Here is a 24,304-nt window from a genome sequence, read left to right as displayed (position 1 = left end):
GAGCTCGGGCTGCTGCCCCGATGCTCGTCCCCCGAAACCCGGACCCCGGCAAGCGACCGCCCAAGGTTCGGACGGCCGCCCCCAACCCTACCGGCCCGGATATGCGGGGGGTCAGTGCTCCGGCTGTTCGGCGGGTGCGGAAGTGACGAGTTCGGTGAGGACCCCGTGGCAGTCCTTGGGGTGCAGGAAGGTGATCCGGGACCCCATGGAGCCGATGCGCGGCTGGTCGTACAGCACGCGTACGCCCTTGTCCCTGATGGCCGCGGCGTCGTCGTCGACGTCGGCCGTGCCGAAGGCGATGTGGTGCACGCCCTCGCCGTTCTTGGCCAGCCACTTGCCGACGGCGGAGTCCTCCCGCGTGGGCTCCAGGAGCTGGAGGTAGGAGGCGCCGCCGTCCGAGGTCTCGTTGATCTTCAGCATGGCCTCGCGCACGCCCTGCTCTTCGTTGACCTCGGTGTGGAACACCTCGAAACCGTACGTAGCACGATAGAACTCGACGGTCTCGTCGAGGTTCCGGCAGGCGATCCCGATGTGGTCGATTCGCGTCAGCATGCCTCAAGTGCAGCGCCCCCGACCGTGATTACGCAACGTGCGCGCGATCACACCGGTTGCCCGGTGACGTGCGCCGTACCGCTCAGTACATTCGAGTAAACCCTCGTTCACTCTCCTCAGCTCCCCAGCTGGAAGGGGCCGTGCCACATGTCTGGAACGACCGGAACCACCTCAGTGATCGTCGCGGGCGCGCGCACGCCCATGGGGCGTCTGCTCGGCTCGCTCAAGTCCTTCTCCGGCGCGGACCTCGGCGGCTTCGCGATCAAGGCGGCGCTCGACCGGGCGGGCATCGGCGGCGACCAGGTGCAGTACGTGATCATGGGGCAGGTCCTGCAGGCCGGGGCGGGGCAGATCCCGGCGCGCCAGGCCGCCGTCAAGGCGGGCATCCCCATGAACGTCCCCGCACTCACCGTCAACAAGGTGTGCCTCTCCGGCCTCGACGCCATCGCCCTCGCCGACCAGCTGATCCGCGCCGGTGAGTTCGACATCGTGGTCGCCGGCGGCCAGGAGTCCATGACCAACGCCCCGCACCTGCTCCCCAAGTCCCGCGAGGGCTACAAGTACGGCGCCATCGAGATGCTCGACGCGATGGCCCACGACGGCCTCACCGACCCCTTCGAGAACATCGCCATGGGCGAGTCCACGGAGAAGCACAACACCCGCCTCGGCATCGCCCGCCCCGCGCAGGACGAGATCGGCGCCCTCTCCCACCAGCGCGCCGCCGCCGCCCAGAAGAACGGCCTCTTCGACGCCGAGATCACCCCCGTCGAGGTCCCGCAGCGCAAGGGCGACCCGGTCCTCTTCTCCCGCGACGAGGGCATCCGCGCCGAGACCACCGCCGAGTCGCTCGGCAAGCTGCGCCCCGCCTTCGCCAAGGACGGCACCATCACCGCGGGCACCGCCTCGCAGATCTCCGACGGCGCCGCCGCCGTCGTCGTGATGAGCAAGGCCAAGGCCCAGGAGCTCGGCCTCGCCTGGATCGCGGAGATCGGCGCGCACGGCAATGTCGCGGGCCCCGACAACTCCCTCCAGTCGCAGCCGTCGAACGCCATCCGGCACGCCCTGAAGAAGGAGGGCCTGACCGTCGACGACCTCGACCTCATCGAGATCAACGAGGCCTTCGCCGCCGTCGCGGTCCAGTCAATGAAGGACCTCGGGGTGTCCACGGAAAAGGTGAACGTCAACGGCGGGGCCATTGCCCTCGGCCATCCGATCGGGATGTCCGGCGCCCGCCTGGTCCTGCACCTGGCCCTGGAGCTGAAGCGGCGCGGCGGCGGTGTCGGCGCGGCGGCGCTGTGCGGCGGCGGTGGGCAGGGCGACGCGCTCATCCTGAAGGTGGCCAAGAGCTGACGCCGGTCCTTCGGTACCGCTGACGCCTTCTCGCAGACGTATACGTACGCACGGAACGGAGCCGCAATGCAGGACGTCCCCTCCCTGGTGGCGCAGGCCCGCGAGGGCAGGCCGCGGGCCGTGGCCCGGCTCATCTCGCTGGTCGAGGGGGCGTCGCCGCAACTGCGCGAGGTGATGGCGGCGCTGGCTCCGCTGGCCGGGCACGCGTACGTCGTCGGGCTCACCGGATCGCCCGGCGTCGGCAAGTCCACGTCCACGTCGGCGCTGGTCAGCGCGTACCGGCGGGCCGGGAAGCGGGTCGGGGTGCTCGCCGTCGACCCGTCCTCGCCGTTCTCCGGCGGCGCGCTGCTCGGCGACCGCGTCCGGATGTCGGAGCACGCCTCCGACCCCGGCGTCTACATCCGCTCCATGGCCACCCGCGGTCACCTCGGCGGGCTCGCCTGGGCCGCCCCCCAGGCCATCCGCGTGCTCGACGCGGCCGGCTGCGACGTGATCCTCGTGGAGACGGTCGGCGTCGGGCAGTCCGAGGTCGAGATCGCCGCGCAGGCCGACACGTCGGTGGTCCTCCTCGCGCCCGGCATGGGCGACGGGATCCAGGCGGCGAAGGCCGGAATCCTGGAGATCGGCGATGTGTACGTGGTCAACAAGGCCGACCGCGACGGCGCGGACGCGACCGCGCGCGAGCTGAACCACATGCTGGGCCTCGGCGAATCCCGCTCCCCCGGGGACTGGCGGCCCCCCATCGTCAAGACGGTCGCCGCCCGGGGCGAGGGCACCGACGAGCTGGTCGAGGCGCTGGAGAAGCACCGGGCGTGGATGGAGGAGCGGGGCGTCCTCGCGTCCCGCCGAGCCGCCCGCGCGGCGGGCGAGGTCGAGGCGATCGCCGTCACCGCCCTGCGGGAGCGGATCGCCGACCTGCACGGGGACGTGCGGTTGGGGGCGCTGGCCGAGCGGATCGTGGCGGGCGAGCTGGATCCCTATGCGGCGGCGGATTCGCTGGTGGAGGGCTTGACGTCGGGCTGAGGCCGGGTCGGCCGGGGGCCGTGCAGGGGTAGCCCCCGCCACCGGGGGGCTGTGGCGGGGGCCGGCTCATTGGGGGGGTGCGGCTCAGGCGGGAGAGGTCAGTCGTCGTAGCGGTCGGCGGTGACCTTGCCGGTGGTGAGGTCGACGTTCCAGTGGGACTCGGTGCCGTTGGCCGACGTGGTCTCGACGTCCCAGACGTTCACCCGGGCCCCGTCGTCCTCGATGTCCACGGAGGTCACCTTGCCCTTGGCGGCGGCGGCCTTCGCGGCCTCGCCCGCGGTGACCGAGGAGCCCTTGAGGGCGGCGGCGATCCGCGAGGCCTCCGCGGCGTCGTCCCCGGCGCCCCCGTCATCGTCTCGCTCGACGTGCGAGCCGAGGACCTTGCCCGTACCCGGGTCGACCTGGACGCTGTGCCAGGTGCGCCCGTCCTTGCCGAGGACGTCGACGTCCCAGATCAGGCCGCCGTTCTCGTCGTCGAGGTCGACGGAGACGGCGGTGCCGGGCGTCTCCTTCAGCGCGGCGGCGGCGGCCTCGGCGGCGTCGACCTTCGCGCCCTTCGCCTCGGCGGCGTTCTCGGCCTCGTCGCCCTGCGCCTCACGGGCGTCCTCACGGGCGTCGTCCCGGTCGTCCCGGTCGTCGTCCCGAGCGTCGTCGCGGTCGTCGTCCTGGTCGTCCCGAGCGTCGTCGCGGCGGTCCTGGGCGTCGTCCGCACGGTCCTCGGCGTCGTCATCGGCGTCCTGGTCGTCGTTCACCCGGCTGTCGTCGTGCTTCAGCTGCACACTGGACTTGCCGGCCGCGGACGACTCGTCGTCGCCGCCCAGCGCGAAGGCTGTCGCGGTGCCGCCCCCGACGAGCGTGGCGGCGACGACGGTGGCGATGACGATGTTGCGCTTCATGAGGGTTCCTCCCGAGTGGTTGGCCCCGTTGCGGGGCCGTCCGTTCCGACGAGAACCAAGTTGCCTGAACGTTCCTGAAGCCCTCCTGAAGGAGCCTGAAGAACTCTTCAGGTTGGCTCGGGCATCCTGAACGCATGCGCCTGTTGATCGTGGAAGACGAGAAGCGCCTTGCCCTCTCCCTGGCCAAGGGCCTGACGGCCGAGGGCTACGCGGTCGACGTCGTCCACGACGGCGTGGACGGCCTGCACCGCGCCACGGAGGGCTCGTACGACCTGCTGATCCTGGACATCATGCTCCCGGGCATGAACGGCTACCGCGTCTGCTCGACCCTGCGCGCCGCCGGCCATGACGTACCGATCCTGATGCTCACCGCGAAGGACGGCGAGTACGACGAGGCCGAGGGCCTGGACACCGGCGCCGACGACTACCTGACCAAGCCGTTCTCGTACGTCGTCCTCGTCGCCCGCGTGAAGGCCCTGCTGCGCCGCCGCGCCGCGTCCCCCTCGCCCGTCCACGTCCTGGGCGACCTGCGGATCGACACCGCCGCCCGGCGTGTGCTGCGCGGCGCCGGCGAGGGAGAGCCCGGCACGGAGATCGCCCTCACCACGAAGGAGTTCGCCGTCCTGGAGCAACTGGTGGTGCGCGCCGGCCAGGTGGTGTCCAAGGCCGACATCCTGGAGCACGTCTGGGACTTCGCGTACGAGGGCGACCCCAACATCGTCGAGGTGTACGTGAGCACGCTGCGCCGCAAGCTCGGCGCCCCGCTCATCAAGACCGTCCGCGGCGCCGGATACCGACTGGAGGCCCCCCGATGAGGAGGCTGTTCGGCTCCGTGCGCGCCCGCGCGACCGTGGGCGCGACCCTCGTCGTGGCGCTCGCCCTCGTCGCTGCGGGCGCCGCCGTGCTCCTGTCGCTGCGCGCGAGCCTCGTCGACCAGGCCGACGCGCAGGCCGAGTCGGCCGCCCGCAAGGTGGCGGCGCAGCTCGCCTTCGGCACCTTCGACAAGCTGGAGCTCCCGGACGGTGAGGACAACCCCGTCCAGGTCGTGGACGAGAAGGACCGCCTCCTCGCGGCCAGCGAAGAGCTGGACTTCGTGAAGGGCACGGGAGTGAGCGCCGTACGTCCCGAACCGGGACTGCGAAAGCCCGAGCCCAGCTCCAAGCCCTCCACGAATCCCAGCGCGAAGCCCACTCCGAAGCCCACGGACACCGGCGACGACGCCGATGACAGCGACGACAGCGACGACGAGAGCGAAGCCGCCGAGGACCGGAGGGAAGCCGCCGAGGACGCGGCGGAGGACGCCGCCGACAACGACGAGGCCCGCGCGGCCGGTGCCATCTCCGACAAGACCCGCACCAGCGAGGGCTCGGCGCGGGTCGACGGCGAGACCCAGGACTACCGCTTCGCCGCGGTGCGCGTGGACACCGAGTCGAAGGGTGAGCTGACCGTCCACGCCGGCGCCCCCCTGACCGCGGAACAGAGCGCCGTGAACACCGCGTTGACCGCGATGCTGATCGGCTTTCCGGCGCTGCTCGCCGTGATCGCGGGCGTGACCTGGCTGGTCACGCGCCGCGCGCTCAGGCCCGTGGACGCGATCCGCGCCGAGATGGCCGCGATCACCGCGTCCGAGGACCTGGCGCGCCGGGTGCCCGAGCCGGACACGCACGACGAGATCGCGCGCCTGGCCCGGACCACGAACGAGACCCTGGCGGCCCTCCAGACGTCGGTGGAACGCCAGCGCCGCTTCGTCGCCGACGCCTCCCACGAACTGCGCAGCCCCATCGCCTCGCTGCGCACCCAACTGGAGGTGGGCGCCGCCCACCCGGACCTCCTCGACGTGCCCGGCGCCGTCGAGGACACCGTGCGCCTCCAGGAGCTGGCCGCCGACCTGCTGCTGCTCGCCCGCCTCGACGCCGGTGAGAAGCCGGGCCAGGGCCGGGTGGATCTGGCGGCCCTGGCCCGGGAGGAGCTGTCGCAGCGCACGGGGGACCGGGTGGCTGTGACGGCGGACCTCAAGAGCGTCGAAGTGGCCGGTTCCCGCGGTCAGTTGGCGCGGGTGCTCGGCAACCTCGTGACCAACGCGCAGCGGCACACCCGCTCCCGGGTCACGGTCACCACCCGGGCCGACGGGGTCTGGGCCGTGCTTGAGGTGGCGGACGACGGCGACGGAGTGCCGCGGGAGGAGCGGGAACGGATCTTTGAGCGGTTCGTACGGCTCGACGACGCGCGCAGCCGTGATGAGGGAGGCGCGGGTCTCGGTCTCGCCATCGCCCGCGATGTGGCCGCGCGCCATGGCGGGACGCTCACGGTCGACGGCGCCCCGGGTGGGGGAGCGGTCTTCGTGCTGCGCCTGCCGGTCGCCGAGCCTCGCGGTACGTGAGCGTCCCGAAGGGGCACGGGGAACTGCGCGACCAGCCACTGGCGGCCCGCAGCTTGACAGTGCGCCTCCAGCGAAGCGCTGAAGCGGCGGGGTTCGCCCGCCCTGCCCCCGCTACGGCACAGCGACAGCGTTATGGCTTGCCGCGCAGTCCGCGCAGGTGTTCCGCGATCGGCGTCAGCGCCTTGTGGAGGTCGGCGAGCGCCTCGGGTGAGATCAGGTCGACGAAGTGCTGCCGCACGGAGGCGACATGGTGCGGTGCGACGCGCTTCATGGTGTCCATGCCCTCGTCGGTGAGCACGGTGAAGAGGCCGCGCCGGTCGGACTCGCAGTTCTCCCGGCGGACCAGGCCCGCGTTCTCCATGCGGGTGATCTGGTGGGAGAGCCGGCTCTTGGACTGCAGGGTGGCGGCCGCGAGGTCGCTCATACGCATCCTGTGGTCTTCGGACTCGGAGAGATGTACGAGGATGTCGTAGTCGTTCATGGTGAGGTTGAACGGCTGGAGATCCTTTTCCAGCTGGTACGTCAGCATCCTGTTGACCTCCACGTGGGTGCGCCAGGCGCACTGTTCCTCGTCGGTCAGCCACTGCGGGGCCGTCTCGGTCTCCATGGAATCGATTCTACCTAAGAAGTTGAATGGTGAACGAGTGTCGGGGTGTGACACGCCTCGCACCCCTCGGATTTCGAGGGGCACAGGCGTTCGCCGTCACACTCCGCAGACTACCGCTCACAGGCCGAAGCGACGCTGGAGGTCCCCTAGTTGTCCGGGAAGGCGCGGTCCCTGCGGCTGCTGTCCACGTTGGCCATGTTGCCCCCGCTGCCCCGACGAGCCCTGGGCGCCCTGACCGCCCCCTCCGCCCGGCACTCCGTCCTGCTGGGGCACCGCGCCCGTCGCCGTCTCCGCCATCAGTGCCTCCGAGGACTGCAGCAGCACCGTGCCCGCGCCCACGAACTCGAACTGGTGCTCCTCTCCGGAGGTGCCGCCGATCCCGGTGAGGGCCCGCAGGCCGCCGATCACGCCGGTCATGTACTGGTGGTCGTAGTGATGGCAGGGCGAGGGGCAGTCCGCCCAGCCGACGAGCGCCTGCGGGTCCACCCGGATCGGCGGCTCCATGAACACCACGGGACCGCTCGACACCGCCACGAACTTGCCGGTCCCGATCAGGGTGAGAAAACCGGGGACAATGGACTGCTTCAGCGCGAGAGTTGGCTGAAAAGCGAGGAGGTTGCCCGCGCGGATGGTGAGGTTGCCGTCCTCGAGGTCGTACGAGTTCACATCGAAGGCGCGGTCGGCGAGCAGCATCTTGCCCTCGCCCTCGGCCACCACCCAGTCGCTGGCGTGCAGCGGCGAGTGGAAGGACGTCCGCACGAGCCGGTCGAGGCGGCCGTGCCCGATGCCGTTGAAGTCGATGCGCCCGTAGTAGGCGATCATCTTCCCCTTCTGCAGGAACCACTGGCTGCCCGTCAGCTCCACGCAGAAGGTGTACGCGTTGACGTTGTCGTCGCTCGGCAGCGTCATCGGGTCGAAGATCACGGGCGTGCTCACAGCTTCTCCTCCGATGCCTGGACGTACACCACGCCGTTGCCGCTGAGCTCCAGTTGGAAGCCCTCGCCCGAGCCGCGGCCCACCATGTCGCGCCAGCTGAGCGCCGTGGACAGCTTGTTGCGCACGTCTCCGTGGTGCGCCACGTACGACTGGGGGTCGACGTGCACCGGGCGCTGGGGCGTGATCGGCAGCTCCACGACGCCGCCGTGCGCCATCACGGCGACCGCGCCATGGCCCTTCAGGGTCGTCGTGAACAGCCCCTGGCCCGAGACCTGGCCGCGCACCATGCCGAGGACGCCGCCCTGCGAGCCGAGGAACATCGTGCCCTGCTGGAGCGTGCCGTCGAAGGCGAGCAGGCGGTCCGCCTCCACGTACATCGTGTCGCCGGTCAGGCTGATCACATGCACATGGTGGCCGCCGTGCCCGAACATGACCGTGCCGCTGCCCTCCACCGTCATCAGCGGGACCGACTCGTTGGCGAGCCTGCGCCCGATCATGGACATCAGGCCGCCCTGCCCGCCGCCCACGTTGGGTGTGAAGGAGACATCGCCCTTGTAGGCGAGCATGGCGCCGCGCTGGCTGAACATCTTGGTGCCCGGCTGGACGGTCGCCTCGACCATCTTCGCGTTGACCTCACGGAACGGCATCACACGTCTCCCGCGATCGTGTTGCGCTCACTGGCCTGGACGTAGACGAGGCCCTCGCCCTCGAAGCGGATCTGGAAGGCCTCGCCGCCGCCCTCTCCCATGAGCGTGCGGAAGGTCACGCCCGACTGGAAGCTCTGCTTGAGATTGCCCTGGTGCGCCACGTACGCCCCCGGGTCCACATGGAGGGGGTGCTGCTTCGTGACCCGCAGGAGCACCGCCGGGCCGTCCGAGATCAGGGCCGCCTGGCCCGTGCCCTCGACCGTGGTGGTGAAGATGCCGTTGCCCTGCGTCGCGCCGCGCAGGCCCGTGAACGTCGTGCCCGTGCGCAGGCTCGCCTCGGTGCACAGGAGATTGCTCGACTCCACATAGAGCTTGTCGCCCTGGAGCCCGACCAGGCTGATCTCCGTCGCGTGGTCGGCGAACCAGCACGTGCCGTGCCCCTTCACCTCCATCACTGTCATCTGCTCATTGGTGAGGCGCCGCGTCACCATGCCGCGGATGCCCTCACCGCCCCCCGTCAGCTTCTTGAAGATCATCGTGCCGTCGTAGGCGACCATCGAGCCGTTCTTTGCCTTGACGGCGTCGCCTGTCATGTCGACGGCGAGCATTCTGCTGCCCTGCAATCGGAACGTAGCCACGAAGGCGAAGGTATCCGCAGCGCGGGCCCCGGCGACAGGGCCACCGACCCTGACCGCACCCCGGAAACTCCCCGAGGAGTCCCTGATGCCACAATGGGGGGCGCTTGTGCATCCGTTCACAAGATCGACGCCGCCCCCGCCCCGAAGGTGACCCGTGGACATCAAGACCGCCTCCGCACTCCGCCGCCTCCGCCTGGTCTCCATTCCCGAGGCCGTGTCCTTCCTGCTGCTCATCGTCTGCTCGGTGCTGAAGCGGACCACGGACTTCAACGCCGTACCGGCGATGGGCATGATCCACGGCCTGCTGTTCATCCTGTACGTCCTGTTCTGGCTCGACGCCTGGAACCGCACCAAGTGGGACGCCAAGACGGGCATCCTCTACTTCGTCCTCTCCGTGCTGCCCACCGGCGGCTTCTTCGCCGACCGCAAGCTGAAGGGCGAGGCGGAGGCCGCCGTCATGGCCTCGCGCGCCCGCCGCGAAGGGGTCGTGAACGCATGATCGTCGCCTTCTCCGTGACGCCGCTCGGCGTCGGCGAGGACGTGGGCGAGTACGTGGCCGACGCCGTCCGCGTCGTCCGCGAGTCCGGGCTGCCCAACCGGACCGACGCGATGTTCACCTCGATCGAGGGCGAGTGGGACGAGGTGATGGACGTCGTCAAGCGCGCCGTCGCCGCCGTCGAGGCGCGGGCACCGCGTGTCTCCGTCGTCCTCAAGGCCGACATCCGTCCGGGCGTGACCGACGGGATGACCTCCAAGGTCGAGACAGTGGAGCGCCATCTGTCGGCGTGACCGCCGTCGGGTGACCGCTGCTGAGCCGCGCCGGAACTCCGGCCGCGCACGAGCCCCCGCCAGGGGAGACCCGGCGGGGGCTTTCGCATGCCCGCGCGGGGCGACGCCTCCACGGCGGGGTCACCGGACCGGAACTTGAGCGACTGCTCAAACTCGCTGTAGATTGCCGCCCAGGTGATTTGAGCAGTCGCTCAAACGCGGGTCTGCCTGGAGGTTTGCCATGGGGTACGGGAGTCCGTCGAGTCTGTACGTCGAGGCGCTGATCCGTGCCGACCTCGACGCGCTGTGGGAGCGCACGCAGGAGCCCGCGTCCCACCAGCGCTGGGACCTGCGCTTCACGGAGATCGACTACCTGCCCGCCGCCCCCGACGAGCCGCGGCGCTTCCGGTACGCGACGCGCGTCCTGCCCTTCCTCGCCGTCGCAGGGACCGGCGTCAGCGCGGGCGAGAAGCGCCGCCCCGACGGGACCCGGACCTCGGCGCTCCGGTTCGCCTCGCCGCATCCGCTCTCCCTCCTCGCCGAGGGCAGCGGCTACTGGCGCTACGTACCGACCGACGACGGTGTCCGCTTCCTCACCGGCTACGACTACCGGGCGCGCTGGGGACGGCCGGGGGCGCTCGTCGACCGCTTCGCGCTGCGGCCGCTGATGGGCTGGGCGACGGCGTGGTCCTTCGACCGGCTGCGGCTGTGGCTGGAGCGGGGGATCGGTCCCCGGCGGGCCCTGGTCCACGGTGTGGCGGAGGCGGTCGTGCGGGCGCTGGCCGTCACCGGGGCGGGGGTGCTCGTCGGGTCGGTCACCGCGGCGACGGGGCCGATGGCCGCCCTTGTGGCCGTCGTCGCCGCCGCTGCCGCGGCGGTGCCGGTGTGCCTCGTACCGCCGCTGCCGACGACTCCGGCGGCGCGGCGCTGCAGGCGCACGCCCCCGGCACGCGCGCGTGCGCCACGGCTCCTGAACGCCCTGAACGCCTCGGGCATCTCAGGAACCCCAGATGCCCCGAACACCTCAGACACCTCAGGCATCTCAAACACACCAGACACTCCAGGTACGCCAGACACTCCAGGTACACCAGACACCCCAGAAACCACAGGCGCCTCGGACACCACCCTCGACGCCGAAGACGCCCTGGACACCTCAAGAGCCCTCACCTCACCCCCCGCCCGAACGGAGCAGCCCGCATGACCTCGATCTTCCGCACCGTGATGGGCGCCGACTTCGAGCGGCTGCACCCGGCGCTCCAACGGCGCTTCTCCGTGGGGCTCGACAGCGGCGAGGCGTGCTTCGGGCAGGGCGTGATGGACCGGATCTGGCACGGGGGCAGCTTCGTGAAGCCGTTCCTCGCGGTCGGCGCGACCCGCAACATCCTCGTCCCGCGCGCGGGCCGGAACATCCCCTTCACCATCGAGAACGTGCCGTACGCCGACTCCTTCGGCCGTGAGACGGTGACCTTCGTGCGTACCTTCCAACTGCCCGGCCGGGCCCGGCGCTTCGACGCCCAGATGGTCCTCGGCCCCCGTGGCGACCGGGTGCTCGACTACCTGGGCACCCATCAACACCTCGCCAGCGACCTGCACTTCTCCGCGCGGCCCGACGGGTCGCTGGTCATCCGGTCCGGGGCGCACCGGTTCCGGGAGGGGCCGGTGGACGTGCCCGTGCCCGAGGTCATCGGGGGCGACGCGGAGGTGCGCGAGTCGTACGACGACCGCTCCGGGCGCTTCCGGATCCGGGTGCGGGTCGTGAACCGGTACTTCGGGCCGCTGTTCGGGTACGAGGGCTCGTTCGCGGCGGCGTACCGCGACGTGCGGGAGTGCGGGGTGCGGGACGGGCTGCGGCCCGTGCGCGAGGAGGTGCGCGCGTGAGTCCGCAGTCGGGGCCCGGGACGCGGGAGAAGCTCCTCGAAGGGGCCGTGCGGACGCTCACCGAGCAGGGGATCGCCAAGACGTCGGCGCGGAGCGTGGCGGCTGCCGCCGGGGTGAACCAGGCGCTCGTCTTCTACCACTTCGGGTCGGTCGACGAGTTGCTCTCCGAGGCGTGCCGGTACGCGACGGAGCAGCGGGTCGGCCGCTATCGGGAGCGGCTTGCCGGGATCTCCTCGCTCGGGGAGCTGCTCGCCTTCGGGCGGGAGATGCACGAGGAGGAGCGGGACGCGGGGCATGTGGCGGTGCTCGGGCAGTTGCTCGCCGGGGCGCAGACGCAGCCTCGGCTTGCCGCCGCGACGGCCGCGGGGCTTTCCCTGTGGGTGGTCGAGGTCGAGAAGGTCCTCGTGCGCGTCCTCGGCTCGACGCCGCTCGGGGAGTTCGCCGATCCCGTCGGGCTCGCGCGGGCCGTCGCGGCGTCGTTCGTCGGGATCGAGCTGTACGAAGGGGTTGACCGGGACGGGGCTCTGCGGGCGTTGGACGCCCTGGAGCAACTGGGCGCGCTGGTCGCCGCCCTGGACGAGCTGGGCCCCGTCGCCCAACGCGCGGTCCGCCACCGCCTGCGCCGCGCGACACGCCCCTGACGCCGCCGTCACGGCGCCGTGGGACTGGGCTGTGCCCACCCCCCCCAAGCTCTCGGCTTCGCTCGAGCAGGGGGTGCCCCCGTCGCCCTCCGGGCGGCCCAGCCGCCCACAGAGGTGGGACGGGCAGTGGCCGTTGGCCACAGGGGTGGGACGGACGCCGGGCGGGCGCAAGTGGCACAGGCGGCCTGAAGCCCGCGGACCAGTGGAAACGGGTGGGCGGGTGGGAGGGATCCCGGCGCGGAGCGCCGGACAGCGCCCCCGCCCCGGGGCCCGGGCCGCCCCCCCGTCCTCAAGCGATCCGCAGGGTAAAACCGCTCGCACGGACGCGCCCCGTTCGACACGCCGACAAATCTCCACTTTTGTGTGGGTATCGGCTTGTTCGATCACCTGGAGGGCGCTGTGCGGCCGGAGGGCTACGACTACGACACCCACAGCCGGCTCGCCGGACCGCTCACCGAGCCGGAGGGCGGCGCCGGCACCGGCACCGGCCACGCCGGATACCGGGTGCAGTACCGGCCGCTCCTCGCCCGCGAGCCCCACCGAATACGCGCCCTCCTGCTGATGACGCTGGCCCCCCTCCTGACCGGCGCCCTGCTCGTGTACCTCGTCTGGCCCACCCACTGGACGGAACGTGAGGGCGGCGACCGCTGGCTGGTCGGCCTGGATGTGACGATGCTCGTCGCGATCGGCCTGATCGAGCTGTTCATGCTGGTCAACGTGGTGTCGATCGCGCACGCCACGATGGTCGCCCGCGACCCCGTGCCGGTCCTGCCCGAGGAGGGCACCCGCGTCGCCTTCCTCACCACGTACGTACCGGGCAAGGAACCGCTCGCGATGGTCCGCGCCACCCTCGAGGGCGCCGTGCGGATACACCACACCGGACCGCTCGACGTCTGGCTGCTCGACGAGGGCGACGACGACCAGGCCAAGGCGCTCTGCGAGGAACTGGGCGTACGCCACTTCACCCGCCTCGGCGTCGCGGAGTGGAACCGCAAGAAGGGCCCCCACAAGACCCGCACCAAGCACGGCAACTACAACGCCTGGCTGGCCATGCACGGCGGCGACTACGACTTCTTCGCCTCCGTGGACACCGACCACGTACCGCTGCCGAACTTCCTGGAGCGGATGATGGGCTTCTTCCGCGACCCGGACGTGGCGTTCGTCGTGGGCCCGCAGGTGTACGGGAACTACGTCTCACCCGTCACCAAGGCGGCCGAGTCCCAGCAGTTCCTCTTCCACGCCCTGATCCAGCGGGCCGGCAACCGCTACCGGGCGCCCATGTTCGTCGGCACCAACAACGTCGTGCGCATCGCCGCCCTGCGCCAGGTCGGCGGCCTCCACGACTCGATCACCGAGGACATGGCCACCGGCTTCGAGCTGCACCGGCACAAGAACCCGGTCACCGGACGGCACTGGCGGTCGGTGTACACCCCGGACGTGCTCGCCGTGGGCGAGGGCCCGGCCTCCTGGACGGACTTCTTCACCCAGCAGATGCGCTGGTCGCGCGGCACGTACGAGACGCTGATCAAGCAGTACTGGAAGGCGCCGTTCACGATGCCGCCCGGTCGCCTCTTCTCGTACACGCTGATGCTCGTCTACTACCCGATGACGGCCGTCAACTGGCTGCTCGGCATCCTCAGCTGCGTGCTGTTCCTGTGGTTCGGGGCCTCCGGCACCCAGGTCGCCGCCTCCGTGTGGCTGATGCTCTACAGCGACGCCGCCGCCCTGCAGATCGGGCTCTACCTGTGGAACCGGCGCCACAACGTCTCGCCGCACGAACCCGAGGGTTCCGGCGGCCTGGCCGGGATGGCGATGTCCGCGCTGTCCGCGCCCATCTACGCCAAGTCGCTCGGCGCCGCCGCGCTGCGCCGCCCGTGCCGCTTCGTCGTCACCCCCAAGGGCAGCGGTGCCACCCCCGACCGGCTCCTCACCTTCCGCATCCACCTGTTCTGGGCCGTGGTGCTCGCCAGCTCGCTCGTCGCGTCGTTCGTGCTCGACCACACCCACGTCGCGATGCGGACCTGGGCGGTGCTCGCCATGGCCATCTCACTGGCGCCGGTCGCGGTGTGGTCCTTCACCACCGTGCGGGAGCAGCGGGCCCGCAGGGCCGCCGCGGCCCGGCGGCGGCAGGACAGCGGCGCGGACGCCGACGGCGAGCCGGAGCCCGCCTTCGCCACCGGCACGACGACTGGAGGTAACTGACGCCATGCCCCTTCGGCCCCCCGAGTTCTCCAAGCGCACCAAGAAGATCGTCTTCGGCGTGGGCGCGGGCGCCGTGCTCATCGGCCTCAACGCCCCCGCCGCCGTCTCCTTCGCCGAGGAGAAGTACCACGCGTACAAGATCTCCCGGCCTGGCTACATGAAGAAGTACGGGTCGTGGCAGCAGGTCGGCATCCCCGAGGAGTTCCGCACCAACGCCATCCACGCCGCCCTCCTGCACACCGGGAAGGTCCTGATCGTCGCCGGGTCCGGGAACGAGCAGGAGAAGTTCGACGCCGGGTCCTTCGACACCGTGCTGTGGGACCCGGAGAAGAACACCTTCAAGAAGATCGAGACGCCCGAGGACTTCTTCTGCTCGGGCCACGCCCAGCTCCCCGACGGCCGCCTCCTGGTCGCGGGCGGCACCGCGCGCTACGAACTCCTCGACGGCGAGGTGGAGCGGGCCGGCGGCGGCATGCGGGTCAAGAACGAGAACCCGGACAAGCCCGTCGTCCTGAAGAAGGGCACCAAGTTCCGCTCGCCGTCCGGCGTCGAGTACGTCAGCCGGTTCGACGTGACGGTCCCCAAGGCCGAACGGGACTTCGAGATCACGTACTCCAAGTCCGGCGCGATGCAGCCCTGGAAGACGAAGGTCGTCGCGAGCGAGGCCCGGGTCTTCGTGGAGGCCGTCCGCGAGGGCGCCTCCGCGGTCACGGAGAAGTCCGCGCAGTACGAGATCGAGGGGCTGACCGGCAAGGAGGCCGACAACACGTACGGCATCGCCGAGAAGCTCACCATGGACAAGCAGGACTTCCAAGGCATCAGGGCCGCCTACGAGTTCGACCCGGTGGCGGAGAAGTACATCGCCGTGGAACCGATGGACAAGGCCCGCTGGTACCCCACCCTGGTCGGCCTGGAGGACGGCCGGGTGCTCGCCGTGTCCGGGCTCGACGACGTCGGCGTCATCGACCCCGGCGACAACGAGATCTACGACCCGAAGACGAAGAAGTGGACCGATGGGCCCAAGCGGTACTTCCCCACCTACCCGGCGCTGTTCCTCACCAAGGGCGGCAAGCTCTTCTACCCCGCATCCAACGCCGGTTACGGGCCCGCGAAGAAGGGCCGCGCGCCCGGCCTGTGGGACCTGAAGACCAACAAGTTCGAGAAGGTGCCCGGCCTCACCGACCTCGACCAGACCGAGACGTCCGGGTCCGTCCTGCTCCCGCCCGCCCAGGACCAGAAGGTGATGATCCTCGGCGGCGGCGGGGTCGGCGAGTCCAAGAAGGCCACCAAGCGCACCGCCGTCATCGACCTGAAGCAGGACAACCCCGCCTTCAGGACCGGGCCCGAACTGCCCCAGGGCACGCGCTACCTGAACAGCGTCCTGATGCCGGACGACTCGGTGTTCACCACCAACGGCTCGTCCGACTACCGCGGCCGCAGCGGCAGCAACATCCTCAAGGCCCAGTTCTACGACCCGAAGGGCGACGCGGGCCGGGGCGCCTTCCGCGCCGCCGCCGATCCCAAGGTCGGCCGCAACTACCACTCCGAGGCGCTGCTCCTGCCCGACGGGCGCGTCGCCACCTTCGGCTCCGACCCGCTCTTCGACAACGAGCAGAACACCAAGCTCGGCCACTTCGAGCAGCGCATGGAGATCTTCACGCCGCCGTCCCTGCACAAGTCCGGCAAGAACCGGCCCGTGCTCGGCGCCGGACCCGCCGTGCTGCCCGCCGACGGCCGCGCGACCTTCCGCACCGCGCACCCGGAGAAGCTGGTGTCGGCCCGGCTCATGCGGCCGAGCGCCGTCACGCACACCACCGACGTGGAGCAGCGCTCGATCGCGCTCGGGCTCACCAAGGGGCCGGGCTCGGTGACGGTGGACGTGCCCCGCGAGGACGCGGCGCTGGTGCCGCCCGGCTGGTACATGCTGTTCGTGACGGACGCGGCCGGGGCGTCGTCGGAGGCGAAGTGGGTGCACGTGAAGTAGCGGGCGCACGTGTGGTGAGGCCGGGGGCCGGGTGTCCCGCACCCGGCCCTCACCTGGCCGAGCCCCCCGCCCTCACCCGGCCGCCACGAACGCCCCGTGCGTGAGCACCGGCACCACCGCGCACGCGTCCAGCTCCGTCGCGATGGCCACGTCCTCCGCGTAGCCGCCGTCGGCCAGCTCCCGGCCCGAGGAGCAGGACGCGACCGCGTCCCCCACGTCCACCGCCGCGACGAAGGCCGACGCCGCCGACGCGGCCTCCGGGGAGAGTGCCGTGCCGCCGCGGTCCCGCAGCGCGGTGATCACGGCCCCCGCGCCGAGCAGGTCCTCCAGGGCGGGCCGCAGCGTGCCGTCCGGCCAGCGCTCGCCCGAGGCGATCACGCCCACGGGGCGCTCGGGGGTGCCGTGGCCCCGGTCCGCGAGCCACTGGCCCACGGCGGTCGCGTTGCGCAGCGACCCGGCGGCGATGTCCACGCCGCCCGCCGACGCGGCGATCGCCGAGCCGTTGGGCGAGGGCAGCACCAGGCGCGGGGCGAGCGGGGCGCGCCGCAGGTCGGCCGGGGACAGCGACCAGGGGCTGGCCTTCGTGACGGCACGGCGGCCCACCGCGAGCCGGGCGTCCATCTGGCGGGCGAAGGCCGTCGCGCTCTCGTCGCGCCACGGATAGGGGAAGACGCGGGAGCCGGACTCGACGGCGACCGACACCGACGTGGTGAACGAGAGGACGTCGACGATCACCAGACAGGAGACGGCGGGCGCGAGGCGTTTCGCTCCGGACGTGCCCCACTCGAACCGTACGCCGTAGCCCGCCTGCGAGAAGTCTTCACGCCCCATGCGCCCTCAGGCTGCCAGGTGGCCGGGGCCTTTGGCCAGCGTGACCAAGGGCCTTTCCCCGTCCGCGAGTTGACCTCCACAAGCCGTCCACGCGGTCATCAGACCGGCTACGCCTTCGCGTTGCGCACGAGCCCGAGCGCGTAGTCCGGCCACCACTGTCCGGCGGCCGGTCCGCCGCGGCAGGGGCCGTCGGAGTCGCCGGGCCGCTTGATCCACAGGTAGGCGTCCAGGAGCGGGTCGCCGGTGCGGTCGGTGGGCGGGGTGCCGAGGCCGCGTCCGGGCGGGTTGCACCAGGCGTCCTGGCGGTCCCCGGCGAGCGGGCCCTTGCCGTTGCGGCTGGTGTCCATCACGAAGTGCTTGCCGCCGACCGTGGCGGCGAGGGTGCGGCCGTAGGCGCTGGTCGTGCGGTCGCTCTGGAAGTTGGAGACGTTCAGCGAGAAGCCGTCGGCCCGGTCGATGCCCGCCCGTCGCAGCGGCAGGGTGAGCTTGCGCGCGTCGTTGATCCAGCCGGGGTTGCCCGCGTCCAGGTAGACCTTGACGTTCGGCTGCCGCTTGAGGCGCTGGATCGCCTCCGACAGGAGCTGGTAGCGCTCCTCGTGGTACTGGGCGGGCGTGCAGCCGTCCACGATGTGCGGGATGGCGTCCGGCTCCAGGACCACGAGCGCCTTGCTCCGCCCGATGGCGTCGGCGAACGCGCCGAGCCACTGGCGGTAGTACGCGGCGTCCTGGGCGCCGCCCGCCGAGTGCTGGCCGCAGTCGCGGTGCGGGATGTTGTACGCGACGAGCACCGCCGTGCGGCCCTCGTCCGCCGCGCCCGCGGTGGCCTTCGCGATGTCCGGCGCCGGGTCGTCCCCGGCCGGCCAGACCGCCATCGGCTGCTCGGCGATCCGGCGCAGCGCCTCGGCGTCCTGGGTACGGCCCTCCTGCCGCCACTCCCTGACCTGCCGTGCCGCCGCGCTCTGCGGGTCGACCCAGAAGCGGTGCTGCGCCGACCGCGCCGCCTCGGGACGGACGGCGGGCGTCCCCTCGTCCTTCTCCTCGCCCGGGCCGGACCCGGACGAGCACCCCGCCGCGAGCCCTAGGGCCGCGACGGCCGTGAGTGCCGTGAACGTACGGAGCAGCCGGTGCATCCAGACCCCTTGGGCGACGGTGTCGACGGTGACGGGCAGGCGAGTCGTGCGGCAATCGTGACATAAGGGATCAATCGCCTCGGTGTACGACACCGCGCGCGCCGTCGTCGTCAGCCGCCCGCAGCCCCGCCTGCGGCCGCTCGCCATGGGGTGCCCGCGTTCAGCCGCCCGCCGCCAGCGCGATCCCGAGCGGGGTCCGCTCGTACAGGACCTGGTGTCCGTACCGGCGCGAGGTGAGCAGGCCCGCGTCCCGCAGCGCCGTCAGATGCGCCGAGACCGACGACGGGGCCAGGGCCAGGCGGTGGGCGAGGGCCGAGGTGCCGGCCGGCTCGGCGAGGGCGGTGAGGACGGCGGCGCGGTTGCGGCCGAGGAGGCGGGCGAGGGCGTCCGGGGCGTGGTCGGCCGGGGCGCTCCACAGACCGGCCAGGCCCCGGGCCGGGTACACCAGCGTCGGCTGCCAGGGCGGGTCGTAGCCGCTGATCACGTCCGGCCAGCTGAAGACGCTGGGCATCAGGACCAGGCCCCGCCCGTCCAGGTCCCGCACGTGCCGCCCGCGCCACTGCGCCGTCAGCGTCCCGGAGTCCCAGGCCAGGCGGCGGTCGAGCTCGGGCAGCAGGGCGCCGAGGCCGACTTCCGCGAGGCGCCGGGAGTGGTACGCCACGTCGGCTTCGAGCAGGGCACGGAGGCGGGGCCAGTACGGCTCGACCAGCACGTGCCAGGCGCCCTCCAGGGCGTCCGCCAACTCCCGTACGGCCCGCGCCGGGTCGTCGAGCAGCCGCCGCCCGAGCGGGCTCGCCGCCGCCCCCGGCGTCTCCGCGAGGGCCCGCGCCATGTCGTCCCGCGCGGCCTGGGGGTCCGCCGCCCGCACCGCCGCGATCTCCTCGTCGAACCCCGCCGCGGGGCCGAGCGGCGGCGGCCCGAGGAAGTCCGGGCTGTGCCCGCGTGACGGCATCAACAGCCACACGGCCTCCAGGTCGAGACCCGCCCCCGCCTCCCTGATCCGCCGCAGCCACCCCGGGTGATACCCGTGCCGCTCGCGCCGCTTCAGCGTCCGCACCGCCTCCTGCGTCTCCCACAGGGGCGACACGGCGAACCGGCACCGCAGCAGATCGTCCTCCCCGAACCGCAACTGGAAGGGCACGGCCTGTCCTCCTTCCGCGGTGCCGTCGGCGCCGATGATTCGGCTGGAGCCGAAACTTTAGGGGCCGGTGCGGGGCGCCGCCAGGGTGAGCACATGGGAGACGGACCGAAGACCGGGGCGGGCGTGGGCGCGGGCACGGGGCAGACGGGTGGGCCGGGGGCCGGGGGTGAGGGGTGCCCGGCGGTGGAGCCGGGTGCGGGCGGGGCGGGCCCGATCGCCGAGCCGGGCGTGGCCGGAGTGCGGTGCGCGGCTGGGACGGGCGCTGCCGAGGGGCGCGGTGCGCACGGCGGGAGCCCTGCTTCGGGCGCTCGCCCTGCGTCCGGGTCCGTACCCGGGTCCGCGTCTGGGGCCGTGTCCGGGTCCGCGCTCGGGTCCGCGTCCGGGCCCACGTCCGGGTCCGGGTCTGGGGCCACGTCCGGGTTCGCGTCCGGGTCCACGCCGGGGTCCGCGTCCGGGTCCGCGTCCGGGCCCACGTCCGGGGCCGGGTCCGGGGCTGCGTCCGGATCTACGCCCGGGTCCGGGGCCACGTCCGGGCTCGCGTCCGGGCCCACACCCGCCATCCCACCCTCGCCCCCGGAATCGGGCCCGGCCTCGGCCGCCCCTCAGGAGCGCGACGGCTACCGCCGCGTCTTCGCCGTCGCCGAGTTCCGGGCCGTCTTCGTCGCGCACGCGCTCTCGTTGCTCGGGGTGGTCGTCAGTGAGATCGCGCTGACGGTGCTCGTGTACGACCTCACCGGGTCGCCGCTGCTCAGTGCGCTGGCGTTCGCGTTGGGGATGCTGCCGTACCTCGTGGGCGGGACGCTGTTCGCCGGGGTCGCCGACCGGTATCCGCCGCGACGGGTCCTCGTCGGCTGCGACCTGGTGTGCGCCGGGTGCGCCGCGCTGATGGCCCTGCCCGCGACACCGGTCGCCGGACTGCTCGCGCTGCGCTGTCTGATCGCCGCCGTCTCACCGGTGTTCAACGGCACCCGGATGGCGACGCTCACCGACGTCCTCGGCGACGGCGACCTGTTCGTGCTCGGGCGTTCGCTGCTGCGGATGGTGTCGCAGAGCGCCGTCCTCGTCGGCTTCGGGCTCGGGGGCGTACTGCTCACCGTCGTCTCCCCGCGCGGGGCGCTCGTCATCACGCTGGTGACGTTCCTCGCGTCGGCCCTGCTGCTGCGGACCGGTACGAAGCGGCGGCCCGCGCGGGGCGGCGACCGGGGGAGCGGGGGCGGGGAGGCCGCGCTCCTGCGGTACTCGCTCGCGGGTGCCCGTGAGGTCCTGGCGCACCGGCGGATCCGCGCGCTGCTGCTCCTGCTCTGGGCGCCCCCGATGTTCGTCGTCGCCCCGGAGGCCCTCGCCGCCCCGTACGCCGAGCAGATCGGCGTCGGCACCGCCGGGGTCGGCCTGCTGATGTGCGCGATGCCCGTCGGCACCATCGCGGGCGAGGTGTACGCGGGGTCCGCGCTCAGCCCCGCCACCCGCTCCCGCATCGTGCTCCCGCTGGCCGCGACCACCCTGCTCCCGCTGCTCGCGTACGTCTTCGCCCCCGGCCTGGCCTGGGCGCTGCCCGCGCTCGTGCTCGCCGGGGCCGGATCGGCGTACACGCTGGGGCTCGACCGCTGGTTCGTGGACGCCGTGCCGCCGGAGCTGCGCGGCCGCGCCATGACCGTGCACACGGCGGGCCTGATGACCCTCCAGGGCGTCGGCATGGCGCTCGCCGGGCTCGCCGCCGAGTTCTTCGCCGTCAGCACGGTGGTCGCGGGCGCCGGCGCGCTCGGCACCGTCTGCTGTCTGCTCCTGGTCCGCGAGGTCCGGTCGACAGGACGGCAGCGGGCGAACGTGCGGCCGAATTCTGAGACTGGGGCTGACCGGTATGTGACCGGCGGCTAAGGTCGACGCTGTGCCGAAGCCGCTCAGTCTCCCCTTCGATCCCATCGCCCGAGCCGACGAACTCTGGAAGCAGCGCTGGGGATCCGTGCCCGCGATGGGCGCCATCACCTCGATCATGCGCGCGCACCAGATCCTGCTCGCCGAGGTCGACGCGGTCGTCAAGCCGTACGGACTGACCTTCGCGCGCTACGAGGCGCTGGTGCTGCTGTCCTTCTCCAAGGAGGGCGAACTGCCGATGTCCAAGATCGGCGAGCGGTTGATGGTGCATCCGACGTCCGTCACGAACACGGTGGACCGGCTTGTCCGGTCCGGGCTCGTGGACAAGCGGCCCAACCCCAACGACGGGCGCGGCACGCTTGCCTCCATCACGGAGAAGGGGCGGGAGGTCGTCGAGGAGGCGACGCGGGAGCTGATGGCGATGGACTTCGGGCTCGGGGTCTACGACGCGGAGGAGTGCGGGGAGCTGTTCGCGATGCTTCGGCCCCTGCGGGTCGCTGCGCAGGACTTCGACGGTTAGCCCTATGGGGCTGCGCCCCTCTCCCCGCTCCATCGGCCCTGCGGGCCTCGTCCTCAAACGCCGGACGGGCTCTATGCCCCGCCCGCCCTTCTCGCCCTTCGGGCGGGCGGGTGGGAGGAAAGGGGCAGCTGAAGATCGTGTGGGGGAGCGGGCTACGCTCGTAGTCATGAAACGCAGCGTGCTGACCCGCTACCGGGTAATGGCCTACGTCACCGCCGTCATGTTGTTGATCTTGTGCGCCTGCATGGTGGTCAAGTACGGCTTCGACAAGGGCGAGGGCCTGACGCTCGCGGTCTCCCAGATCCACGGCGTCCTCTTCATCATCTACCTGGTCTTCGCCTTCGACCTCGGCTCCAAGGCGAAGTGGCCGTTCGGCAAGCTGCTCTGGGTGCTGGTCTCCGGCACCATTCCCACGGCCGCATTCTTCGTCGAGCGCAACGTCGTCCGCGAGGTCGAGCCGCTGCTCACGGACCCCGCGACCCCGCTCGCCAAGGCCTGAGGCACCCGCGCCACACCCCCGCCACGGGCAGCCCGTGGCGGTTGGCCATCGACATTTACTAGGACGTCCAAGTAAATTGGGTGGCATGGACGCTGACGCCATCGCAGAGGGCCGCCGCCGCTGGCAGGCCCGGTACGACGCCGCGAAGAAGCGCGACGCCGATTTCACGACGCTCTCCGGTGACCCGGTCGAGCCTGCCTACGGGCCCCGGCCCGGGGACACCTATGAGGGCTTCGAGCGCATCGGATGGCCCGGCGAGTATCCGTTCACGCGCGGCCTGTACCCCACGGGATACCGGGGACGTACGTGGACGATCCGCCAGTTCGCGGGCTTCGGCAACGCCGAGCAGACGAACGAGCGGTACAAGATGATCCTCGCCGCCGGCGGCGGCGGCCTGAGCGTCGCCTTCGACATGCCGACGCTCATGGGCCGCGACTCCGACGACCCGCGCGCCCTCGGCGAGGTCGGCCACTGCGGCGTCGCCATCGACTCCGCCGCCGACATGGAGGTCCTGTTCAAGGACATCCCGCTCGGCGACGTCACGACGTCGATGACGATCAGCGGCCCCGCCGTCCCCGTCTTCTGCATGTACCTCGTCGCCGCCGAGCGGCAGGGCGTCGACCCGGGCGTGCTCAACGGCACGCTCCAGACCGACATCTTCAAGGAGTACATCGCGCAGAAGGAGTGGCTCTTCGAGCCCGAGCCCCACCTGCGCCTCATCGGCGACCTGATGGAGCACTGCGCCCGCGACATCCCCGCCTACAAACCGCTCTCGGTCTCCGGCTACCACATCCGCGAGGCCGGAGCGACGGCCGCGCAGGAGCTGGCGTACACCCTCGCGGACGGCTTCGGGTACGTGGAGCTGGGCCTGAGCAGGGGCCTGGACGTCGACGTCTTCGCCCCCGGCCTGTCCTTCTTCTTCGACGCCCACGTCGACTTCTTCGAGGAGATCGCCAAGTTCCGGGCCGCCCGCCGGATCTGGGCCCGCTGGATGAAGGACGTGTACGGCGCCAAGACCGACAAGGCCCAGTGGCTGCGCTTCCACACGCAGACCGCCGGTGTCTCGCTGACCGCCCAGCAGCCGTACAACAACGTGGTCCGCACCGCCGTGGAGGCCCTCGCCGCCGTCCTCGGCGGCACCAACTCCCTGCACACCAACGCCCTCGACGAGACCCTCGCCCTGCCCAGCGAGCAGGCCGCCGAGATCGCCCTGCGCACCCAGCAGGTCCTCATGGAGGAGACCGGCGTCGCCAACGTCGCCGACCCGCTCGGCGGGTCCTGGTACGTGGAGCAGCTCACCGACCGCATCGAGGCCGACGCCGAGAAGATCTTCGACCAGATCAAGGAGCGGGGGCGGCGGGCGCGTCCCGACGGGCAGCACCCCATCGGGCCCATCACCTCCGGCATCCTGCGGGGCATCGAGGACGGGTGGTTCACCGGTGAGATCGCCGAGTCCGCCTTCCAGTACCAGCGGTCCCTGGAGAAGGGCGACAAGCGGGTCGTCGGCGTCAACGTCGCCCACGGCTCCGTGACCGGTGACCTGGAGATCCTGCGGGTCAGCCACGAGGTCGAGCGGGAGCAGGTCAAGGTGCTCGCCGCCCGCAAGGATGCGCGGGACGAGGCCCGGGTCCGGGCCTCCCTCGACGCGATGCTCGCCGCCGCCAGGGACGGGTCCAACATGATCGCGCCCATGCTGGACGCGGTCCGGGCCGAGGCGACGCTCGGGGAGATCTGCGGGGTGCTGCGGGATGAGTGGGGGGTGTACACGGAGCCGGCCGGGTTCTAGTCCTCTGGCCGGAGGGCTTCCAG

Annotated in this window: 23 protein-coding genes and 1 pseudogene; 15 read left to right on the top strand and 9 right to left on the bottom strand. The window is 71.8% G+C overall.

Annotation, left to right across the window (positions count from 1 at the left end; genetic code table 11):
* Positions 1 to 111: 111 nt before the first annotated feature.
* Positions 112 to 552 (bottom strand): methylmalonyl-CoA epimerase, encoded by a 441-nt coding sequence (gene mce, locus ACZ6BG_RS08935; protein ID WP_468998824.1) that lies wholly within the window; start codon positions 550 to 552, stop codon positions 112 to 114.
* A gap of 147 nt (positions 553 to 699) precedes the next feature.
* On the opposite strand from mce, the gene ACZ6BG_RS08930 reads away from it, so the two are divergent.
* Together ACZ6BG_RS08930 and meaB are read left to right on the top strand one after the other, a co-directional pair.
* Positions 700 to 1,902: an acetyl-CoA C-acetyltransferase gene (locus ACZ6BG_RS08930; RefSeq protein WP_468998821.1), complete on the top strand. Its 1,203-nt coding sequence runs from the start codon at positions 700 to 702 to the stop codon at positions 1,900 to 1,902.
* Between the two features lie 66 nt (positions 1,903 to 1,968).
* Positions 1,969 to 2,925, top strand: coding sequence for a methylmalonyl Co-A mutase-associated GTPase MeaB (gene meaB, locus ACZ6BG_RS08925; protein ID WP_468481175.1), 957 nt, complete (start codon positions 1,969 to 1,971; stop codon positions 2,923 to 2,925).
* 98 nt (positions 2,926 to 3,023) lie between these two features.
* Here the strand turns inward: meaB and ACZ6BG_RS08920 are convergent, their stop codons facing one another.
* Positions 3,024 to 3,821, bottom strand: coding sequence for a PepSY domain-containing protein (locus ACZ6BG_RS08920; RefSeq protein WP_468998819.1), 798 nt, complete (start codon positions 3,819 to 3,821; stop codon positions 3,024 to 3,026).
* A gap of 134 nt (positions 3,822 to 3,955) precedes the next feature.
* Between ACZ6BG_RS08920 and ACZ6BG_RS08915 the strand changes: the two genes are divergently transcribed.
* Together ACZ6BG_RS08915 and ACZ6BG_RS08910 are read left to right on the top strand one after the other, a co-directional pair.
* Positions 3,956 to 4,636: a response regulator transcription factor gene (locus ACZ6BG_RS08915; RefSeq protein WP_468998817.1), complete on the top strand. Its 681-nt coding sequence runs from the start codon at positions 3,956 to 3,958 to the stop codon at positions 4,634 to 4,636.
* Positions 4,633 to 6,201: a sensor histidine kinase gene (locus ACZ6BG_RS08910; RefSeq protein ID WP_468998814.1), complete on the top strand. Its 1,569-nt coding sequence runs from the start codon at positions 4,633 to 4,635 to the stop codon at positions 6,199 to 6,201. The genes ACZ6BG_RS08915 and ACZ6BG_RS08910 overlap by 4 nt, the downstream gene beginning before the upstream one ends.
* A gap of 130 nt (positions 6,202 to 6,331) precedes the next feature.
* Here the strand turns inward: ACZ6BG_RS08910 and ACZ6BG_RS08905 are convergent, their stop codons facing one another.
* The 4 genes from ACZ6BG_RS08905 to ACZ6BG_RS08890 all read right to left on the bottom strand — a co-directional run bounded on the left by ACZ6BG_RS08905 (position 6,332) and on the right by ACZ6BG_RS08890 (position 9,029).
* A complete protein-coding gene (locus ACZ6BG_RS08905; protein ID WP_468998810.1) occupies positions 6,332 to 6,808 on the bottom strand; it encodes a MarR family winged helix-turn-helix transcriptional regulator in 477 nt (158 codons plus the stop codon).
* 117 nt (positions 6,809 to 6,925) lie between these two features.
* Positions 6,926 to 7,744 (bottom strand): AIM24 family protein, encoded by an 819-nt coding sequence (locus ACZ6BG_RS08900; protein WP_468998806.1) that lies wholly within the window; start codon positions 7,742 to 7,744, stop codon positions 6,926 to 6,928.
* Positions 7,741 to 8,391 carry an AIM24 family protein gene (locus ACZ6BG_RS08895; RefSeq protein WP_468452382.1) on the bottom strand — a complete coding sequence of 217 codons (651 nt, stop codon included), beginning with the start codon at positions 8,389 to 8,391 and terminating at the stop codon, positions 7,741 to 7,743. The genes ACZ6BG_RS08900 and ACZ6BG_RS08895 overlap by 4 nt, the downstream gene beginning before the upstream one ends.
* A complete protein-coding gene (locus ACZ6BG_RS08890; RefSeq protein ID WP_468998804.1) occupies positions 8,391 to 9,029 on the bottom strand; it encodes an AIM24 family protein in 639 nt (212 codons plus the stop codon). Before ACZ6BG_RS08890 ends, ACZ6BG_RS08895 begins: the two co-directional genes overlap by 1 nt.
* Before the next feature lie 154 nt (positions 9,030 to 9,183).
* Between ACZ6BG_RS08890 and ACZ6BG_RS08885 the strand changes: the two genes are divergently transcribed.
* From ACZ6BG_RS08885 to glxA, 7 genes and pseudogenes are all read left to right on the top strand, one after another.
* Positions 9,184 to 9,528 carry a DUF3817 domain-containing protein gene (locus ACZ6BG_RS08885; protein WP_468998802.1) on the top strand — a complete coding sequence of 115 codons (345 nt, stop codon included), beginning with the start codon at positions 9,184 to 9,186 and terminating at the stop codon, positions 9,526 to 9,528.
* Entirely contained in the window at positions 9,525 to 9,818 is a 294-nt protein-coding gene (locus ACZ6BG_RS08880; RefSeq protein ID WP_087885865.1) for an MTH1187 family thiamine-binding protein, read from the top strand. Before ACZ6BG_RS08885 ends, ACZ6BG_RS08880 begins: the two co-directional genes overlap by 4 nt.
* Positions 9,819 to 10,038: 220 nt before the next feature.
* Positions 10,039 to 10,779 (top strand): annotated as a pseudogene (locus ACZ6BG_RS08875) (hypothetical protein); the annotation flags it as partial.
* Between the two features lie 215 nt (positions 10,780 to 10,994).
* A complete protein-coding gene (locus ACZ6BG_RS08870) occupies positions 10,995 to 11,675 on the top strand; it encodes a DUF4166 domain-containing protein (RefSeq protein ID WP_468998800.1) in 681 nt (226 codons plus the stop codon).
* Entirely contained in the window at positions 11,672 to 12,316 is a 645-nt protein-coding gene (locus ACZ6BG_RS08865; protein WP_468998798.1) for a TetR/AcrR family transcriptional regulator, read from the top strand. The genes ACZ6BG_RS08870 and ACZ6BG_RS08865 overlap by 4 nt, the downstream gene beginning before the upstream one ends.
* A gap of 399 nt (positions 12,317 to 12,715) precedes the next feature.
* A complete protein-coding gene (locus ACZ6BG_RS08860) occupies positions 12,716 to 14,518 on the top strand; it encodes a glycosyltransferase family 2 protein (RefSeq protein ID WP_469000156.1) in 1,803 nt (600 codons plus the stop codon).
* A gap of 4 nt (positions 14,519 to 14,522) precedes the next feature.
* A complete protein-coding gene (gene glxA, locus ACZ6BG_RS08855) occupies positions 14,523 to 16,502 on the top strand; it encodes a radical copper oxidase GlxA (RefSeq protein ID WP_468998796.1) in 1,980 nt (659 codons plus the stop codon).
* Positions 16,503 to 16,574: 72 nt separating this feature from the next.
* Here the strand turns inward: glxA and ACZ6BG_RS08850 are convergent, their stop codons facing one another.
* From ACZ6BG_RS08850 to ACZ6BG_RS08840, 3 genes are all read right to left on the bottom strand, one after another.
* A complete protein-coding gene (locus ACZ6BG_RS08850) occupies positions 16,575 to 17,333 on the bottom strand; it encodes a 2-phosphosulfolactate phosphatase (RefSeq protein ID WP_468998794.1) in 759 nt (252 codons plus the stop codon).
* Between the two features lie 107 nt (positions 17,334 to 17,440).
* Entirely contained in the window at positions 17,441 to 18,463 is a 1,023-nt protein-coding gene (locus tag ACZ6BG_RS08845) for a glycoside hydrolase family 6 protein (protein WP_468998792.1), read from the bottom strand.
* Between the two features lie 160 nt (positions 18,464 to 18,623).
* Positions 18,624 to 19,604, bottom strand: coding sequence for an ArsR/SmtB family transcription factor (locus ACZ6BG_RS08840; RefSeq protein ID WP_468998790.1), 981 nt, complete (start codon positions 19,602 to 19,604; stop codon positions 18,624 to 18,626).
* A gap of 558 nt (positions 19,605 to 20,162) precedes the next feature.
* On the opposite strand from ACZ6BG_RS08840, the gene ACZ6BG_RS08835 reads away from it, so the two are divergent.
* The 4 genes from ACZ6BG_RS08835 (at position 20,163) to ACZ6BG_RS08820 (ending at position 24,281) form a co-directional block, all read left to right on the top strand.
* Entirely contained in the window at positions 20,163 to 21,479 is a 1,317-nt protein-coding gene (locus tag ACZ6BG_RS08835; protein WP_469000153.1) for an MFS transporter, read from the top strand.
* A 10-nt stretch (positions 21,480 to 21,489) separates the two neighbouring features.
* Positions 21,490 to 21,996, top strand: a complete 507-nt coding sequence (locus ACZ6BG_RS08830; RefSeq protein ID WP_468452360.1) for a MarR family winged helix-turn-helix transcriptional regulator — start codon at positions 21,490 to 21,492, stop codon at positions 21,994 to 21,996.
* Between the two features lie 166 nt (positions 21,997 to 22,162).
* Positions 22,163 to 22,495 (top strand): DUF3817 domain-containing protein, encoded by a 333-nt coding sequence (locus ACZ6BG_RS08825; RefSeq protein WP_468998787.1) that lies wholly within the window; start codon positions 22,163 to 22,165, stop codon positions 22,493 to 22,495.
* Between the two features lie 85 nt (positions 22,496 to 22,580).
* Entirely contained in the window at positions 22,581 to 24,281 is a 1,701-nt protein-coding gene (locus ACZ6BG_RS08820) for an acyl-CoA mutase large subunit family protein (protein ID WP_468998785.1), read from the top strand.
* Positions 24,282 to 24,304 lie beyond the last annotated feature (23 nt).

It is taken from the genome of Streptomyces sp. NPDC041205, from assembly GCF_055591765.1.
Note: the sequence above shows the minus strand (reverse complement) of the source record. Positions and strands in the feature narration are given on the sequence as shown.

Coding starts and splice junctions, on each gene's coding strand:
- mce (WP_468998824.1), bottom strand. CDS start 552: ATGCTGACGCGAATCGACCACATCGGGATCGCCTGCCGGAACCTCGAC.
- ACZ6BG_RS08910 (WP_468998814.1), top strand. CDS start 4,633: ATGAGGAGGCTGTTCGGCTCCGTGCGCGCCCGCGCGACCGTGGGCGCG.
- ACZ6BG_RS08920 (WP_468998819.1), bottom strand. CDS start 3,821: ATGAAGCGCAACATCGTCATCGCCACCGTCGTCGCCGCCACGCTCGTC.
- ACZ6BG_RS08880 (WP_087885865.1), top strand. CDS start 9,525: ATGATCGTCGCCTTCTCCGTGACGCCGCTCGGCGTCGGCGAGGACGTG.
- ACZ6BG_RS08845 (WP_468998792.1), bottom strand. CDS start 18,463: ATGCACCGGCTGCTCCGTACGTTCACGGCACTCACGGCCGTCGCGGCC.
- ACZ6BG_RS08905 (WP_468998810.1), bottom strand. CDS start 6,808: ATGGAGACCGAGACGGCCCCGCAGTGGCTGACCGACGAGGAACAGTGC.
- ACZ6BG_RS08825 (WP_468998787.1), top strand. CDS start 22,163: ATGAAACGCAGCGTGCTGACCCGCTACCGGGTAATGGCCTACGTCACC.
- glxA (WP_468998796.1), top strand. CDS start 14,523: ATGCCCCTTCGGCCCCCCGAGTTCTCCAAGCGCACCAAGAAGATCGTC.
- ACZ6BG_RS08850 (WP_468998794.1), bottom strand. CDS start 17,333: ATGGGGCGTGAAGACTTCTCGCAGGCGGGCTACGGCGTACGGTTCGAG.
- ACZ6BG_RS08895 (WP_468452382.1), bottom strand. CDS start 8,391: ATGCCGTTCCGTGAGGTCAACGCGAAGATGGTCGAGGCGACCGTCCAG.
- ACZ6BG_RS08870 (WP_468998800.1), top strand. CDS start 10,995: ATGACCTCGATCTTCCGCACCGTGATGGGCGCCGACTTCGAGCGGCTG.
- ACZ6BG_RS08930 (WP_468998821.1), top strand. CDS start 700: ATGTCTGGAACGACCGGAACCACCTCAGTGATCGTCGCGGGCGCGCGC.
- meaB (WP_468481175.1), top strand. CDS start 1,969: ATGCAGGACGTCCCCTCCCTGGTGGCGCAGGCCCGCGAGGGCAGGCCG.
- ACZ6BG_RS08915 (WP_468998817.1), top strand. CDS start 3,956: ATGCGCCTGTTGATCGTGGAAGACGAGAAGCGCCTTGCCCTCTCCCTG.
- ACZ6BG_RS08820 (WP_468998785.1), top strand. CDS start 22,581: ATGGACGCTGACGCCATCGCAGAGGGCCGCCGCCGCTGGCAGGCCCGG.